This window comes from Pseudomonas sp. PDM22, assembly GCF_014851965.1.
Taxonomy (GTDB): domain Bacteria; phylum Pseudomonadota; class Gammaproteobacteria; order Pseudomonadales; family Pseudomonadaceae; genus Pseudomonas.
Genome location: NZ_JACVAR010000002.1, coordinates 413,898 through 429,532, shown reverse-complemented (window position 1 = coordinate 429,532; position 15,635 = coordinate 413,898). Strand labels below are relative to the sequence as shown.

Genomic DNA, 15,635 nt, shown 5'->3' with positions numbered 1-15,635 from the left:
GGACCGAGGTGTGCGACTAGGCCTTCACCCCATCGAGGATTTCCAGGATCGCGCGCACGTCCACGGCGTCCATCTGTTCGGGATTGAGGAAGCGTTCGCCGTACTCGCGGTACACACCCTGGCTGATGAACAAGCGGAACAGGTCGGCGTCGATGTGCTGGTCGCGGGCCATGAAGGCGAGGATCTTCAGCGACTCGGAGAGTGTCTTCGGCGCCTTGTAGGGGCGGTCGGCGGCGGTCAGCGCTTCGAAGATATCGGCGATCGCCATCACCCGCTCGGGGATGCTCATCTGCTCGCGGGAAAGTTTGCGCGGGTAGCCGGTGCCATCCATCTTCTCGTGGTGGTTGGCCGCGATGGTCGGCACGCGGCGCAGGTTGCGCGGCAGCGGCAGGGTGGTGAGCATCATCAGCGTCTGCACGATGTGCTCGTTGATCTTGAAGCGCTCCTCGTCGTTCAGCGTGCCGCGGCGGATGCCCAGGTTGTACAGCTCGCCATAGTGGCTGGCGTAGGGCGGCAGGCGCATGTCGAAGCCCCAGATATTGCGCGGGTCGTCCTTGGTCACCGGTGGTTTGCGCTCGCCCCACATCACGCGGTGCTCGGCCTTGTCGGCAAGGAGGAACTCCTCCGCCGGCAGCGGCTGCGCCGGCCGCCCCTGCAGGCGCTCGGCCTCGTCGTGGGAGATGCCCAGGCGATCGTCGAAATAGCGCAACCAGCGGCGCTCGCCGATCAGCTTGAGGCGCTCGATATCCTCGTCCTTCATGAATTCACCGCCGACGTTGGCCTGGGCGACGAAGGCATAGTCGTCGCGCAGTGACTCGTGCAGCGCGTCGCGGCGGGCGGCGAGCAGGCCGATGTCGCTGCCCTCGGCGATGCCGCGCCAGTAGTCCAGTTCGATGTCGCGCCAGATCACCTCGAAGCGCGTGCGCACTTCGTGCAGGCGGTTGTACAGGGTCTCCAGCTTGGTCGCCTTGTCCACCACGTACTCGGGGCTGGTGATCTTGCCGCAGTCGTGCAGCCAGGCGGCGATCTGGAACTCGTAGCGCTCCGCATCGCTCATGGTGAAGCCGGCGTACTCGCCATCGTGCGAGTCGATGACCTTCTGCAGCAGCAGGTCGGCCAGTTGCGGCACGCGCTCGCAGTGGCCGCCGGTGTAGGGGCTCTTGGCGTCGATGGCGTCGGCCAGCAGCTTGATGATCGCATCCAGCAACCGCTGCTGCGCTTCGATCAGCTGGCGGGTCTCGATGGCTACGGCAGCGGCGCCGGAGAGTTCCTCGACGAAGCGCTTGAACGGCTTGCGCGGCTGGCGACTGTGTACGCCTTCCTGGGCCAATTGCAGGACCAGGATGCCCAGTAGCTCGTCCGAACGGTTACGCAGGGAAACCTCCAGGTACTGGCCGCGATTGGCCAGCGCCAGGTCCACTCGCTCGGCCAGTTCCGCCTCGGTGAAGCCTTCGATCAGCATCGATTGCGGGTACTGCTCGCCATTCACCGAGCAGGCCAGACGCAGGCGGCACTCCTCATCGTCCAGCAGGTAGACCGCACCGCCCATGACGCCGGTAGCTTCCACCAGGCGCGAGAGCACGCCTTCGAGCATGCTTTCCAGCCGCGTCTCGCGGCTCAGGGTCAGGGTGATCGCCTGGAAGTTGTGGATGGTGCGCGACATGCTGCCCATCACGCTGCTCAGGTCACGAACCTCGGCGATCTTCGACTCCACGCCCACCGGCCGGGCGAAATCGAAGGCCGCCAGCGCGCCGACCTGGTCGGCCAGCGCGGTCAGCGGACGGGCGATGCGCCGGCCGATGTACCAGCCGATCAGCAGCAGGACCAGCAACAGGGTGCCGCTCCACAGAGCCTGGTTGAACAGCAGTTGCCGCGCGCCGGCCAGCAGCTCCACGGCGGGAATGGCGATCAGCACCTTCACCTCGTTGCTGGTGAAGTTCGACAGCGGCACCCAGATGCCGTACCAGTCCTCGCCATTGACCCGGTAAGCCTGCGGCGTACCGGAGGGCACCTTCTCGGCATTGAGTTCACTCAGTGCCGGCACCTTCAACTCGGCCAGCGAGGCCAGGCGCAACTCCTTGCCCTCGTGGATCATCAGCCGGGACAGGTCCGGGTAGGCGATCACCGTCCCCTTGCCGTCGACCACCGCCAGTTCCGTATTGGCGGTCTGGCGCAGGTCGCCCATCTCGCCACCCAGATCGTTGACCGAGGCATCCATGCCGATCACCGCGGCGCCGTCGACGCTGCGGTGCGCCAGGGTCAGGCCGATCTCGCGGGTGGTGAAGAACACGTAAGGCTGGGTCAGCACCGTCTTGCTGGTGAGGCGCGCTTCGTTGTACCAGGGCCGCTGACGGGGGTCGTAGGTGTAGTCGGGGCGCTCCTGCACGCGCAGCAGACGCAGCTCGCTGTCATAGAAACGCCATTCACCGAGCAGCCCGCCCTGGCCGTTGAGCGTCTGGCTCTGCACCAGGTACTTGGCCGCATCCGGCGCCTGCAACGCGCGGCGCACTTCCGGCACGCGCAGTGCGCGGATCAGCAGGAACTCGCCGTTCGGGTAGCCGATGTACACCGCACTCAGGGTGCGGTTGGCGCGCAGGTTCTCCACCAGCATCGGCAGGCGGTCGAGGCGCGCCGGCAGGTTGTCGGTCTGCGAGATGGGGTCGTGGGTCAGCAGGCGCAACGCGCTTTCCGCCGGGTCGATCAGGCGGCGGATTCGCTCGTTGATGGTCGCGCCCAGTTGGCTGGCCGACTCCCCGGCCGCCGTCACCAGCGCCCCTTCCACACCGCGATATCCCTGGATCAGCAACGCCCCCGCCAGCACCAGCATGCTGGCGATGATGGCTCCGGCCACCAGCAGTTGCAGCGGAATACCCCGTTCGAATGCCTTCATCCTTTACCAGCCTCTGTCCGTGGAGCTGTAGCGATAGCCGCTGTCGAGCAGTCCTTCCGCCTGTTGCGGCGGCGCATTCTTACGCATGATCCGGGCCAGGGTGCCATCCAGCCACAATGTCTCCATCAGGCGCATCCATTCGGCGCTTTGCGCCGGGGTGAAGCGCTTGCGCGAGAGCATCAGGTTGTGGGGTGTCGCCGGTCCCGGCATCACATCTATCACATGAAAGCGTTCCCGTTGACGACGATCGCTCACCGCGCCCTCGAGATTCATCTCGTGGCCGATCACACCCTCCACGTCACCGTTGAGCAACGCGCTGAAACGCGTCGCGTCGTCCTTGTATTCCACCACCCGGCCTTCGGCCCTGAGGATGCGCAACATGCCGTCGATGTAGGCACCATGGCGGTAGCCGGCGATCACCCCCAGGCGCGCACCGGGCATGTCGTGGAAGGCATCCAGGCTGGTCATCTCGCCCAGGTCGTCGCGCACGATCAGCTTGTTGCGCATATACAGATAGGGCAGCAGGTAGGTGTAGCTGCGCCGCTGCGGCGTGGCGACGCCGCTGGTGCCCATCTGCAACTCGCCGCTCTCCAGCTTGCTCCAGATTTCGTCGCGCGGGCGGACGGACGTCGCGAACTGGCAGCCGGTGCGCTTGCCCAGCTCGGCGATCAGGTCCGGGTCGATGCCAACGTCGTCATGGAAGAACACCACATTGCGGGTGTAGGCGATGGATATCGGCTGTTCGCAGCCGTAGCGATCCTCGGCCATGGCTTCCGCACACGGCCAGGCGGCCGGAGCCAGGACCAGCAGAGAAACGAACTGTCGGTGAAGTGCCATGGACCCGCTCCGCACGCGGTATCGGCCTCAGGGGGAGCACGGCAGGATCGCTCGTCTTCGGCAGGGGGCATTACAGCTATCACAAGAGTGTAATCCGGCTTCACCAAAGCGCCGGACAATCGCGCAGAGAAATGTCATTTCGTCGGAATCCGCATCGCCGATGTGACTCAGGCGCCCAGCGGTGGTTGCGCCGCCTGAACGGGGCTGCTTAACTCAGGCCCAAGCGTGACCAATGAGTCACACGCTGCATCCAAGAGAGCTTTTCGCGGCACGCCGTTCCCCCAAGCCGCCCCTTCCCTGCCTGATCAATAGCCCGAATCCGCGCCTTCAACGGTGCCGGAAATCGTGCCTATTGATGCTCCAACTAGTTGAAAATCAAGAAATTGTTAACTTTCGTCGAGTGACATGAAGCTGTCACGTCAAGACGCTTTCCTCTGCCTGGGTACTTTCTTCGCATCCGATGGTGGATGCGCACCATGACCTGCGTCTGGAGGAATACGACATGAGGCCGGAAACCGCCGTCGTCGAGATTCAGCAACACCGGGTACACACGGAGTTTCACGCCAACAGGGAAGCGCGCCAGACCATCATCCTGGTCAACGGCTCGCTGGCAACCACCGCCTCCTTCGCGCAAACGGTGAAATACCTGCAACCGCACTTCAACGTGGTGTGCTACGACCAGCCGTACGCCGGCCGGTCCAAGGCCCACAACGACTGCCGCGAGTTCATCACCAAGGAGTACGAGGCGCAGCTGCTGCTCGGCCTGATCGAGCATTACCGCGCCGATGTGGTGATGTCCTTCTCCTGGGGGGGCGTCGCTACCCTGCTGGCCCTGGCCGAACGCCCGGCGCGGATTCAGAAGGCCGTGATCAACTCCTTCTCGCCGCTGCTCAACGCCTCGATGCTCGACTACCTGCACCGCGGCCTGGACTACCTGTCCGCCTGCGACCGCACCAACGTCGGCAACCTGGTGAACGACACCATCGGGCAGTACCTGCCGCAACTGTTCAAGCGCTACAACTTCCGCCACGTCAGCGGCCTCGACGAGCACGAATACCAGCAGATGCACTTCCACATCTGCCAGGTGCTCAAGCTCAGCGCGGAAAGCTACATGGAGAAGTTCGCGGCCATCGACATCCCGCTGCTGTTCATGAACGGCGAGCTGGACATCTACACCACCCCGGCCGAGGCCAAGCTGTTCCAGCAACTGATCCGTGACTGCGAATTCCGCACCATCCGCAACGCCGGCCACTTCATCGACGTGGAGCACAAGAAAGCCTGGCAGGAAACCCAGGACGCCCTCCTGACCTTCCTCCAGCCCCAGCGCCACCCGGTCCTGGCCAACCCCTACCTGCCCAGCAGCCAGGGCGTTCCCATCGCCGCCATGGTGGGCTGATGCAGCCAGCGCACACAGCCGGGGGCCGGCCCCAGACCTTCCGCCCCCCGGTTTTTAATTGCGCCACGTTGTTCACAGCTGCAGCCCGCTCGTAACACCTGAACGTCCGAGGCTTCACTCAGCCCCGCCCTTCTGGTAAAAAGGCACCCCCAAGCGGGCGTCGTATAATGGCATTACCTGAGCTTCCCAAGCTCATGACGAGGGTTCGATTCCCTTCGCCCGCTCCATATCACACCCTGAAACCGCTCTAGCACGCGGCTTTCAGGGCGGAAATGGTGGGAACGCAAATTAGGTCAGTCACGAAATCAACCATTTCGAGGACTGTCCCATGTCACAGCGTACCCCCCGCACCCCTCATGTGCTCTTCACCCGCGATCGCGGTTTCCAGTACGTTCGTAGCCTGCCCAAGGCCCTGCTCACGGACGAACGCCTGCCCAAACAGATTCGTTGGCCGCTCGGCCAGCACCATGAAATCGCCCGCGACATCGCACGCCAACTCAACGAGGCGTTCGACGATCTGCTGCACCTGATCACCGAGCGTCGCCTCGGCGCGGACTACCTGCTGCAGTCGCTGGGCCAGATGTACCTGCAGCATCAGCGCGTGATGCAGGACATGCGCGTGCCGCTGGGTAGCCTGATCACTCCCAACGCGTTGGCGAAAGAGCCGTTGGAGCTCGGTTACGAACGCCTCGCCGACCAGGAGGCGGTATCCACCGTCCTCTTCACCGATGCCCAGGGCGAGTACAGCTTCGTCCTGCGCGACAACGGCTACGCGAAGCACCTGGACATGCTCCCCTTCGCTCGCTATGACATTCCCCTTGGCACTCACGATCTCGCTGCGGCACGCTGGAAAGCCGCGTTCCTGCTGGAGGCCCTGGAGCGTCTGAGAGGCTGGAAGCGTGACGGCTATCTGCATGTGCTGCATCCGCTGCTCACCCGCACCCTGGCGTGGGAGCAATTCATCCGTTTCGCGGCCAAGCCGCGGGAAGTGTCACTGTTAGAACAGCGTCTGCCGATCAGCTTGAGCGCGCTGGAATCCCAGCCCAGCCTCCAATACCTCGCGCAGCCGCACGCAGAGCTGATGCAGATTTGCCAGTTGGAAACGGGCGTCTATGTGCTGTATGTCGATGTCCAGAAGCTCGGCGCACCGCATGTGCCGGAGGGAGGCGCGCTCCAATTGCTGCTCCAGACCACCGACTGGGTTCTCGCCAACCTGCTGTTTGCCGTGGCGGCACCGGATTTGCTCAGCCTCCTGGCAGCCCTCCTCAGGCAGGAGGAAATCGACACCGCATCGTTGTTACAACTCCTCCAGCAAATTCACGACCTGTTGGAGAAGTACCTGGCGGGACTGCCGAAGCCGGACAGCCTGCCAGAGCTGCCAGCGCCCAGTTCTCCCCAGGCCGCCCTGCCCGCACAGACGCAGTCGGTGCTCCAGGCCCTTTCCGGCCTGCTGCCCGAGACACAAGCCGTGGCCCTCAATCGCGCGCTGAGGGACGCCGGCGTCTTTACCGCACCGCCGACCGGCGGGACTCGCTACGTCACGCTGGTCGAGCGCTTTAAGAAACACCATGAGATCAGCCAGACCTGGACGAATGCCGATACCCGTATCCAGAACCTGGCCCGTCTCGATGCGCTGGTCGAAATCGTTGGCCCTGGTGTTGCCATCGAACAGATCACCCGCCAGGAAGCAGTACGGGTACGCGACGCCCTGCGGCTGTATCCGAAATCGCGGAACAAGACACCGGGCCTGCGGCAGAAACCACTCGGCGAAATCATCACGGAGGGTGGCTATACCCCCATCCACCCGCGCACGCTCAAACGCTATTTTGCGCTGTTCAAGTCAACCCTCGACTACGCCGTCGACCAGGGGCTGCTGGAGCAAAGTCCAGCGCAGTTGGTGCATTACAAGGCACCACAGGCTGGACGCAGCAATCGGAGTTACAGCCAAGAACAACTGCGGGTACTCCTCACCGGGCCGGTGTATACGCTGAGCAGTCCGCCCCGCTGGCAATTGCATGCCTTCAAGTTCTGGCTGCCCTTATTGGGTGCCTATCAAGGCGCCCGTCTCAATGAACTGTGCCAACTGCGCGTCGGCGACGTACGTCAGGAAGCGGGGATCTGGTACTTCTCGCTGAATACCGAACAACTCGGAAAACGCTTGAAAAACACCAGCAGTGAGCGCGACGTGCCGATTCACCACCGCGTCCTGCAAGCAGGCTTCCTGGAGTTTGTAGAAATGCGCAGCCGAGAGGTCGGCGCGGATCGCCATGCGATGCTGTTTGACGGACTCACCCCTGTCCGCCACAAATTGCCCGGCGCCAGCGCCAGTCGATGGTTCCTGGGAAATGGTAGTGACTCCGGCGGCTACATTCAGGCCTGTGGATTAGAGGGGCAAGGCCGAACCTTCCATGGACTGCGCCACACATTCATTGCCCAATTCCGCGCGCAGAAATTGGACATGGCGATTGCCAAAGCTTTGGTCGGACATACTGATCGCTCCGTGACCGGACAGTACGGACGTGGCTATCCGCTGGAGGTACTCAAGGACGAGTTGGATCGTATGGATCATGGTCTTTCCCTCGAACATATTCACTACCGCAACTACCTGAAGCTGCAGGAGCAACAAGAACCGTCCAAGGGACATTCTGCCACTATGTCGCGGCGAGGCACGACCAAGGTACAAAAACGTAACTGGCGGCGATTTATTCCGCTCAACATCGCCGCGAGCTAAAACAGCGAGGCCCCTGTAGGGGCCTCTTCTTTTTGTAATAGAAGAAACTGGTTATGTTCATCTGGACGCCCCGTAATACTGGGCCCAGGACTCGATGGCGTTTGTGGAAGTATCACGCCACTTCCGATACATTGATCGAGATATTTTTTCTTCCCGAGGTTACGTCAATGTCCAAACTTGCAGAGTTCCGTGCGGCTGAGAAGGCCCTCGCTGAACAACTGGCCCATCTGGACTCCCTAAAGAAGAGTTCCGCTCTCCAGCGAGAAATCGAGTTCGAGGAGAAGCTCAAGAAGCTGATGGCAGAGCACGCCAAATCGCTGCGCGATGTCGTGGCAATCCTGGATCCTGATTCGGCTCGCACCAACACCACTCTTGCTGCACGTCCCGGCCGGCGGCAGCGTACCGTGAAGGTCTACAAAAACCCGCATACCGGCGAGGTCGTTGAGACCAAGGGCGGCAATCAAAAGACCCTGAAATCCTGGAAGGCCGAATACGGTAGCGACACTGTCGAGTCGTGGCTGCAAGGCTAAATGACGCCCTCGTTAGAACGCTTGGCCAAGTAAACGTAGTGGAGGCTCTTCCCCTCCTCTCCGCGGGCCAGGCGTGAGGCATTCATCTTTCCCGTGACTATCCCCACCAGTCGTCTACTGCTACCCACCTTCGCGGCTCTCCCCCTCCCGATACACATGTCGTCATCCTCCGAGATATCGCCCGTCTCGTAAGCTCAAACTCCACACCAACGCGCGCTATCTCTGATCGGGCCTTAAATTTCGTAATTGCATCGCACTTGACCACCCAATTGCATTCCTACTGACCACCGTTTGCATCCGACCTGGCCTGTACACGCCGAAGAGGCGACCGGCAGAAAACGGCCAGAAGCAATGGGATGGACTCCCCCTCACCTCGGCACTTCGAGTGCCAGACTGAAGGTGCGAACCGCAGTCACTGATGAGAAGGGGTCCAGACATGAAGGTTATGCGCATTGGGGTCGACCTGGCCAAGAGCGTGTTCCAGATCCACGGCGTCGACTGCCAGGAGAGGCCTGTCTGGCGGCAGCGGTTATCTCGCGAACGCTGGCTTCAAGCGATCCTGGAGAAGGCCGAGCCCGATTGTGAGATTGGCTTGGAGAGTTGCGGTGGAGCCCATCATTGGGCTCGGCAACTTGAGGCGCGTGGATTTCGGGTCAAGTTGATCGCGCCCCAGTTCGTGAAGCCCTACGTGAAGAGCAACAAGAACGACGCCAATGACGCGGAAGCAATCTGTGAGGCAATGAGCCGGCCCAGCATGCGCTTCGTGGCGATCAAGACGGTTGAACAGCAGGACATTCAGGCGGCACATCGCATTCGAGCAGGGTTGATTGAGCAACGCACCGCCAAGGCCAACCAGGTTCGTGGCCTGGTCGCAGAGTACGGCCTGATTGCACCGAAAGAACTGTGTGCACTGCGACGCGCCATTCCCTGCTGGCTGGAGGATGCAGACAACGGTTTAACGCTGCGCTTTCGGCATTTGCTGGATGGGTTATGGCGCGACTTGCGCATGCTGGATGAACGGGTCAAGGAGCTGGATTGCGAGATATCCGGGATTGCGGCCAATGAGCCGAGCGCTCAGAGCTTGCAGCAACTGCGCGGCGTCGGCCCGATGATCGCCACCGCCCTCGTCGCGGCCATCGGTGACGCCCGTCAGTTTGCCAATGGTCGACAGTTTGCTGCCTCGCTGGGATTGACGCCGAGGCAGCACAGCTCCGGTGGCAAAGATCGACTGCTGGGCATCAGCAAACGCGGCGATGCCTACCTGCGAACACTGATGATTCATGGCGCTCGATCCGTGCTGCGCACAGCTCCATCCAAAGATGACCGGCTGAGCCAATGGGCCGTCCGCTTGGCTGAACGATCGCACACCAACGTGGCCGCCATCGCGCTGGCCAACAAGACCGCGCGCATGGCCTGGGCGATGCTGCGCAATGGCACTGCCTACCAGCCGGAACGGGCTGCGGCCTGACTCACTATCAGTCAAAACGCTACGAGAGAGTGACCGTCACCCACGATTGCGAAGCAACCTGAACGATGGCAAACCGGTCGAACCGGCGCGAGAAAACCCCTCAAATGTCCATGTGCGCAGAGCACGTAGAAGCGATTGGGAGCCCGCGCGCGAATAGCCCATCATGGCCCAGCATCAGAAGACGATGCCGAAATCAGAGGCCGGATATACGTGTGCAGTCGGCACGGGCGCCAAAGTGACGGGAGCTTGCAATGAGGGGGAGTCCATATACGGACGTTGGTTACTCCAACTACACGTCCAGTTTGCGCGCAGTGAGCCACTCGACCATCGCCGGATCTCGGTGAGAGAAGAACGCACTGGTCGCGGTGTCCATCGCTGTGATGCTGTTCATTTCGTCATCGGACAGTTCGAAGTCCAGCACCGCCAGGTTCTCCTTCATGCGCTCCTTGCGAGTGGTCTTGGCCAGCGCGACCACGCCACGCTGGACAACCCAACGCAAGACAACCTGCCCCACTGACTTGCCGTAACGCTGGGCAATATCAACTAGGACTGGATTCGAGAACAGGGAATTACGGCCCTCGGCGAAAGGCGCCCAGGCTTCCGGCTGAATGCCTTTGGCCTTCATCCAGGGCACGGCATGCAACTGCTGATTGAAGGGGTTGACCTCAATCTGGTTGACGGCGGGCTTGATGCTGTTGAATGCCATCAGGTCGGCCAGGCGGTCGGGCTGGAAGTTGCTGACGCCGATAGCGCGTACCTTGCCGGCGTCCAGCAATTCTTCCATGGCACGCCAGGCGCCATGCACATCACCGTAGGGCTGATGGATCAGATACAGGTCCAGGTAATCGAGCTGCAGGCGGTTACGGGAACGTTCGAACTGCGCCTTGGCACCTTCGTAGCTGGTGTCCTGCAACCACAGCTTGGTGGTGACGAACAGCTCGCTTCGCGCCATGCCACTGCGTTGCAGCGCATTGCCCACCTGGCTTTCGTTTTGATAGGACGCGGCGGTGTCGATATGGCGGTACCCACTATCAAGGGCGTCCAGGACAGCACGTTCGCATTCCGCGGGGTCGGTGATCTGGAAGACGCCAAAGCCCAGTACGGGAATGTCGACGCCATTGTTCAGGGTCAGGGTATTCATGGAGTTCCTCGTGATGGCTGATTGCATCGACCTGCTCATGTGATACGTCAAAGACTGCTTCGCGGCAGGCTGAGCTCAGATGCGAGGATGAGAATAGACCTGACAGCCGACCTTGATTAGACATCGGCAGTCAATTGCTTTCATGTGTTTTTGATATGAGTCCAATTCGACTACCGCCGTTTATCAATCAATAGCGGCGGCGTAACTTGCTCCCAGGTATTCACACAGGGAGTACGCCATGGTCCGCCACCTTTCTCGCAAGTGCGTACAGGCCATCTGGCTGGGCTGCCTGTGCGCGGCTCTCGGGGCCTGCGCGGTCGTGAGTCCGGCGAAACGCGACGTACTGGCCATCAAGGAACAGGGCAGCTTCCTGGCAGGGGGCAGCGTTGCCACCCAGCCAGGTACCTTCGACCCTTACCACCCGCTGCAGCCGGATGGCCAGACCTACCACGGCGACCATGTCTATACGTTCTATCAGGTGCCGGTAGATACTCGCCCGTTGCCCATCATCATGTGGCATGGCGCCGGCCAATCCGCGAAATCCTGGGAAACCACCGCCGACGGTCGAGAAGGTTTTCAGAACCTCTTCCTGCGCCGTGGCTTCACGACCTACCAGATCGATCAACCACGGCGCGGCGATGCCGGGCGCAGCATGGTCGAAGTCACCCTCAAACCCACGGCTGACGAACAACTGTGGTTCAACCAGTTCCGCATCGGCCTGTGGCCCAACAAGTTCGCTGGCAGCGAGTTCCCTGACGGTCCGGCCGCGCTAGAGCAGTTCTTTCGCTCGATGACACCCAACACCGGCCCTTTCGACATGGAGGTGGCCGCCGAGGGTGTCTCCGCCCTGCTCGACAAGACCGGCCCCGCCATCCTCTTCACGCATTCGCAGGCCGGAGGTCCGGGTTGGCTGACGGCGATCAAGAATCCCAAGGCGCGGGCGATTGTTGCCTTCGAGCCAGGCAGCGGCTTCGTATTTCCCGAGGGCGAGGCGCCCGCACCGATTCCCAGCGCCTTCGATACGCTCTCGGCGACTGTCGTGCCAAAAGCGCAGTTCGACGCGCTGACGCGCATTCCAATCCTCATCCTCTACGGCGACAACATCCCTACCGCGCCAGTTAGCTTGCCGGCCCAGGACAGCTGGCGCGCCCGCCTTGAAATGGCACGCAAGTGGCGCGATACCGTGAACCGCCACGGCGGCGACGTCACCCTTGTCCACCTCCCGGAGATAGGGATCAAGGGCAATACCCACTTCTTGTTCTCGGATCTCAACAATGTCCAGATCGCGGATCTCGTCTCCAGGTATCTCGCAACCAGGAAGCTCGACTGAACGGGTACCCGGCAACGGCAGGATATTCAGCAACTCGAACTGCAGGAGCCATCCCATGAAACACACTGGATTGAAAGCCACGCTCATGGCCGCGATGGTCGGCCTCGGGGCCGGTGAAGCAGGTGCGGCGGATTACCGCAAGAACCCCTTCACCCTGGTCTACGACGGCGCAATCACTGCCAACCAGCCGGGCAAGGTCAACATTCACCCGGTCACCTTTACGCTTAACGGCTTGAGCATTTCGGCCAACGTCTACACCCCGGCCAACTATGACTCGACCAAGCATTACCCCGCTGTGGTCGTGGCACACCCCAATGGCGGCGTGAAGGAACAGGTCGCAGGCCTGTATGCCCAGCGCCTGGCGGAGCAGGGCTACATCACCATTACCGCCGATGCGGCCTACCAGGGCGCGAGCGGCGGCCTGCCGCGCAGCGTCGACAAGCCCTCGAACCGAATCGAAGACATCCACGGCATGGCAGACTTCATCACCGGCTATCCCGGCGTCGACAGTGCTCGTATGGGCTTGCTCGGCATCTGTGGGGGCGGCGGCTATTCCTTGGCCGCTGCGCAAACCGACAAGCGCTTCAAGTCGATCGCGACCCTGAGCATGTTCAATTCCGGAAGGGTTCGTCGCAATGGCTACGCCGACTCGCAACTGGACAGCATCCAGGCACGCCTGCAGCAGGCGTCCAAAGCCCGAGCGCAGGAGGCTGCCGGTGGCGAGGTGCTGTACTCCGGTGACGCTAACCTGACCGACGAGCAAATCGCCAAGTTGCCGTTTGACCTGTATCGCCAAGGGTATGAGTACTACTGGAAAACCCACGCGCATCCCAACTCGACCTTCAAGTACACCACGAGCAGCCTGCTGGACCTAATGCGCTTCGACGCGACTGACCAGATCGAACTGATCGACAAACCGCTGCTGATGATTGCTGGCAGCAAGGCCGATAGCCTCTACATGACCGAAGATGCTTTCGCCAAGGCCATGGGAACCTCGGACAAAGAGTTGTTCAAGCTCGAGGGCGCCACGCATATCGAAACCTACTGGGTGCCGAAGTACGTGAACGCTGCGATGGAAAAGCTGACGGCGTTCTTCAGCAGAACCCTATGATTTGCACCTGGAGGTACGCCCTCATGAACAGGAACCTGGTAGGTATCGCTGTGTGCATGGCGAGCTCTTTCATCGACGCAGGAAACTCCTCCGCCGTAGCCGAAGCCCCCTCCATGAGCCAGCAAATCGTTCGCTCCGGGTCCCTGGGGACTAGCGCTGGGGCACCGGAGTATTTCACTGGTCAAGTACGTGTCGCGCCGCTCTTTCCGGCTAGCACGGAGATAGGAGCCTCCGCCGCGTATGTGACCTTCGAGCCGGGCGCACGCTCGGCCTGGCACACGCACCCCGCGGGTCAACGATTGGTAGTGATCTCTGGCGTTGGCCTGATCCAGGAGTGGGGTAAGCCCGTGCAGGAAATCCATCCAGGAGATGTCGTGGTATGCCCTGCAGGGATCAAGCATTGGCATGGAGCCGGGCCGACTACAGCGATGACGCACCTGGCCGTAACCGGAACGGCAGACGGCAAGAGCGTGGAGTGGATGGAGAAGGTAACCGATGATCAATACAGCGCCCGCTAGGCGACGCATGGGCTGCACATTTGCGGCAACCTGGGCAATTGGCGCCGGACTGATACTGGTGCTCCTCTGCACTGCCCAGGCAGCCGAGGAGATTGCCAACATGCCAAGTACGCCAATCGTTTCCCAAATGCTGTCCGCCACGGAACAATCCATACCCTTGATTGCGGCAGCTATGGCGGTTAGCGACATGCCTAGGCTAGATGCCGCCCTGAACCAGGGTCTAGACGCCGGCCTGACAGTCAGCGAGGCTAAAGAAATCCTCGTACAGCTTTATGCGTACACGGGCTTTCCGCGCAGCCTGAATGCACTCAGTCAACTGATGAAGGTGCTGGAAGTGCGGACGAAGCGTGGCATTCAGGACGCCCCCGGACGCGAGCCGAGCCGCCCCGCGCCAACCGGCGAAGCCTTGCTGGCGGCGGGCAAGGCCAATCAGACGAAAATTGCTGGCGCCCCAGTGCGGGGCCCACTGTTCGATTTTGCGCCCGTCATCAATCAGTACCTGCAAGCGCATCTGTTCGGCGACATCTTCGAGCGAGACAACCTGGACTGGCAAAGCCGCGAGCTGGCCACCGTCGGCGCCCTGGCCGCCACGCCGGGAGTCGAGGCTCAACTGCGTTCGCACCTGACTGCCAGCATGAGGGTTGGCTTAAGCGCCGGTAAATTGCGCCACCTGGCCCAGGTGCTCGCCGATCATGGCGACGCTGACTCAGCCAATCGCGTGCGTGTCGCGCTGGCTGCCATCGGCCCACAACCCGGCTGACGGCGAGCCCGCAAGCACGGTTTCACCAATCAATCCGAATAACGCAGGGCGTCGCGGAACAGGGTGAAGGCAGGCGAAGCCTGGCGCCTACTGGGGTAGTACAGGTGGTAGCCCGAAAATGGTTCGCACCAATCCGCGAGTACGCGAACCAGGCGTCCGTCGGCCAGGTGAAGCTGCACCAAGTCCTCGGGCATGTACGCGAGTCCCAGCCCTTGCATAGCCGCCCCCAGGCGCAGAGCAATGGTGTTGAATACCAGTTGGCCCTCTACGCGTACTTTCACCTCTTGGCCCTTCTTCTCGAACTCCCAGGAAAAAATGCCCCCGTGGGTAGGCATACGAAGATTGATGCAGTTGTGCTGCATCAGATCGCGCGGGGCCTTGGGCGGAGGATGGCGGCGGAAATACGAGGGAGAACCGACCACCGCCATGCGCATATCGGGGCCGATCCGGACGGCGATCATATCTTTGGCGAGTTGCTCCCCCAGACGTACGCCGGCGTCATAACCTTCGGCGACAATGTCCGTCAGGCCGTAGTCCACGATGATCTCGATATTCAGGTCAAGGTTGTCTGGCAGCAGCTTCGCCAGCACCGGTTGCAGCACGGTAATAGCTGCATGTTCTCCAGCCGTGATGCGTATCTTGCCGGCCGGCCTGTCACGAAACTCGCTGAGCAACGCCAGTTCGTTGTTGATCTCTTCAAACTTGGGGCCGATGACTCGAAGGAGACGCTCCCCGGCCTCAGTGGGAGAAACACTTCTAGTGGTGCGAGCCAGCAGCCTGACACCTAGGCGTTCCTCTAACTGGCGCATTGCCCGACTTAGAGCCGGTTGCGACATGTTCAGCTTGGCAGCAGCGCGGGTGAAACTGCGTTCTTGCGCGACCACTGAGAAAATCGCTAATTGGTCGTAGCTTTCAGTGGCCAT

At 61.5% G+C, this 15,635-nt stretch carries 12 protein-coding genes and 1 tRNA gene; 9 read left to right on the top strand and 4 right to left on the bottom strand.

What is annotated here, in order from left to right; translation table 11 throughout:
• Positions 1 to 16 precede the first annotated feature (16 nt).
• Both IB255_RS07630 and IB255_RS07625 read right to left on the bottom strand, forming a co-directional pair.
• Positions 17 to 2,890 (bottom strand): HD domain-containing phosphohydrolase, encoded by a 2,874-nt coding sequence (locus tag IB255_RS07630; RefSeq protein WP_151189599.1) that lies wholly within the window; start codon positions 2,888 to 2,890, stop codon positions 17 to 19.
• Between the two features lie 3 nt (positions 2,891 to 2,893).
• Positions 2,894 to 3,727 (bottom strand): substrate-binding periplasmic protein, encoded by an 834-nt coding sequence (locus tag IB255_RS07625; RefSeq protein ID WP_081517588.1) that lies wholly within the window; start codon positions 3,725 to 3,727, stop codon positions 2,894 to 2,896.
• Positions 3,728 to 4,229: 502 nt separating this feature from the next.
• Between IB255_RS07625 and IB255_RS07620 the strand changes: the two genes are divergently transcribed.
• The 5 genes from IB255_RS07620 (at position 4,230) to IB255_RS07600 (ending at position 9,852) form a co-directional block, all read left to right on the top strand.
• On the top strand, positions 4,230 to 5,123 hold the full coding sequence (locus IB255_RS07620) for an alpha/beta fold hydrolase (RefSeq protein WP_081518170.1): 894 nt from the start codon (positions 4,230 to 4,232) through the stop codon (positions 5,121 to 5,123).
• Between the two features lie 153 nt (positions 5,124 to 5,276).
• Positions 5,277 to 5,350: transfer RNA gene (locus tag IB255_RS07615), tRNA-Gly, on the top strand.
• A gap of 101 nt (positions 5,351 to 5,451) precedes the next feature.
• Positions 5,452 to 7,854, top strand: a complete 2,403-nt coding sequence (locus IB255_RS07610) for a site-specific integrase (RefSeq protein WP_192210006.1) — start codon at positions 5,452 to 5,454, stop codon at positions 7,852 to 7,854.
• A 167-nt stretch (positions 7,855 to 8,021) separates the two neighbouring features.
• Positions 8,022 to 8,384, top strand: coding sequence for a histone-like nucleoid-structuring protein, MvaT/MvaU family (locus tag IB255_RS07605; protein ID WP_192210005.1), 363 nt, complete (start codon positions 8,022 to 8,024; stop codon positions 8,382 to 8,384).
• A gap of 436 nt (positions 8,385 to 8,820) precedes the next feature.
• Positions 8,821 to 9,852, top strand: coding sequence for an IS110 family transposase (locus IB255_RS07600; protein ID WP_192210004.1), 1,032 nt, complete (start codon positions 8,821 to 8,823; stop codon positions 9,850 to 9,852).
• A 289-nt stretch (positions 9,853 to 10,141) separates the two neighbouring features.
• Here the strand turns inward: IB255_RS07600 and IB255_RS07595 are convergent, their stop codons facing one another.
• Entirely contained in the window at positions 10,142 to 10,993 is an 852-nt protein-coding gene (locus IB255_RS07595) for an aldo/keto reductase (protein ID WP_192210003.1), read from the bottom strand.
• 238 nt (positions 10,994 to 11,231) lie between these two features.
• Between IB255_RS07595 and IB255_RS07590 the strand changes: the two genes are divergently transcribed.
• From IB255_RS07590 to IB255_RS07575, 4 genes are read left to right on the top strand one after another with little or no spacing between them, the layout of a single operon-like run.
• A complete protein-coding gene (locus IB255_RS07590) occupies positions 11,232 to 12,323 on the top strand; it encodes an alpha/beta hydrolase (RefSeq protein WP_192210002.1) in 1,092 nt (363 codons plus the stop codon).
• 55 nt (positions 12,324 to 12,378) lie between these two features.
• Positions 12,379 to 13,434, top strand: coding sequence for an alpha/beta hydrolase (locus IB255_RS07585; protein WP_192210001.1), 1,056 nt, complete (start codon positions 12,379 to 12,381; stop codon positions 13,432 to 13,434).
• Positions 13,431 to 13,952: a cupin domain-containing protein gene (locus IB255_RS07580; protein WP_318652750.1), complete on the top strand. Its 522-nt coding sequence runs from the start codon at positions 13,431 to 13,433 to the stop codon at positions 13,950 to 13,952. The genes IB255_RS07585 and IB255_RS07580 overlap by 4 nt, the downstream gene beginning before the upstream one ends.
• On the top strand, positions 13,930 to 14,712 hold the full coding sequence (locus IB255_RS07575) for a carboxymuconolactone decarboxylase family protein (RefSeq protein ID WP_225594730.1): 783 nt from the start codon (positions 13,930 to 13,932) through the stop codon (positions 14,710 to 14,712). Before IB255_RS07580 ends, IB255_RS07575 begins: the two co-directional genes overlap by 23 nt.
• A 29-nt stretch (positions 14,713 to 14,741) precedes the next feature.
• On the opposite strand, the gene IB255_RS07570 is transcribed toward IB255_RS07575, so the two are convergent.
• Positions 14,742 to 15,635, bottom strand: coding sequence for a LysR family transcriptional regulator (locus tag IB255_RS07570; protein ID WP_192209999.1), 894 nt, complete (start codon positions 15,633 to 15,635; stop codon positions 14,742 to 14,744).

Bases quoted from the DNA above. Each gene is read 5' to 3' on its own strand.
- IB255_RS07605 (WP_192210005.1), top strand. From the start codon at position 8,022: ATGTCCAAACTTGCAGAGTTCCGTGCGGCTGAGAAGGCCCTCGCTGAA.
- IB255_RS07575 (WP_225594730.1), top strand. From the start codon at position 13,930: ATGATCAATACAGCGCCCGCTAGGCGACGCATGGGCTGCACATTTGCG.
- IB255_RS07610 (WP_192210006.1), top strand. From the start codon at position 5,452: ATGTCACAGCGTACCCCCCGCACCCCTCATGTGCTCTTCACCCGCGAT.
- IB255_RS07630 (WP_151189599.1), bottom strand. From the start codon at position 2,890: ATGAAGGCATTCGAACGGGGTATTCCGCTGCAACTGCTGGTGGCCGGA.
- IB255_RS07595 (WP_192210003.1), bottom strand. From the start codon at position 10,993: ATGAATACCCTGACCCTGAACAATGGCGTCGACATTCCCGTACTGGGC.
- IB255_RS07585 (WP_192210001.1), top strand. From the start codon at position 12,379: ATGAAACACACTGGATTGAAAGCCACGCTCATGGCCGCGATGGTCGGC.
- IB255_RS07570 (WP_192209999.1), bottom strand. From the start codon at position 15,635: ATGGCCACTGAAAGCTACGACCAATTAGCGATTTTCTCAGTGGTCGCG.
- IB255_RS07580 (WP_318652750.1), top strand. From the start codon at position 13,431: ATGATTTGCACCTGGAGGTACGCCCTCATGAACAGGAACCTGGTAGGT.
- IB255_RS07625 (WP_081517588.1), bottom strand. From the start codon at position 3,727: ATGGCACTTCACCGACAGTTCGTTTCTCTGCTGGTCCTGGCTCCGGCC.
- IB255_RS07600 (WP_192210004.1), top strand. From the start codon at position 8,821: ATGAAGGTTATGCGCATTGGGGTCGACCTGGCCAAGAGCGTGTTCCAG.
- IB255_RS07620 (WP_081518170.1), top strand. From the start codon at position 4,230: ATGAGGCCGGAAACCGCCGTCGTCGAGATTCAGCAACACCGGGTACAC.
- IB255_RS07590 (WP_192210002.1), top strand. From the start codon at position 11,232: ATGGTCCGCCACCTTTCTCGCAAGTGCGTACAGGCCATCTGGCTGGGC.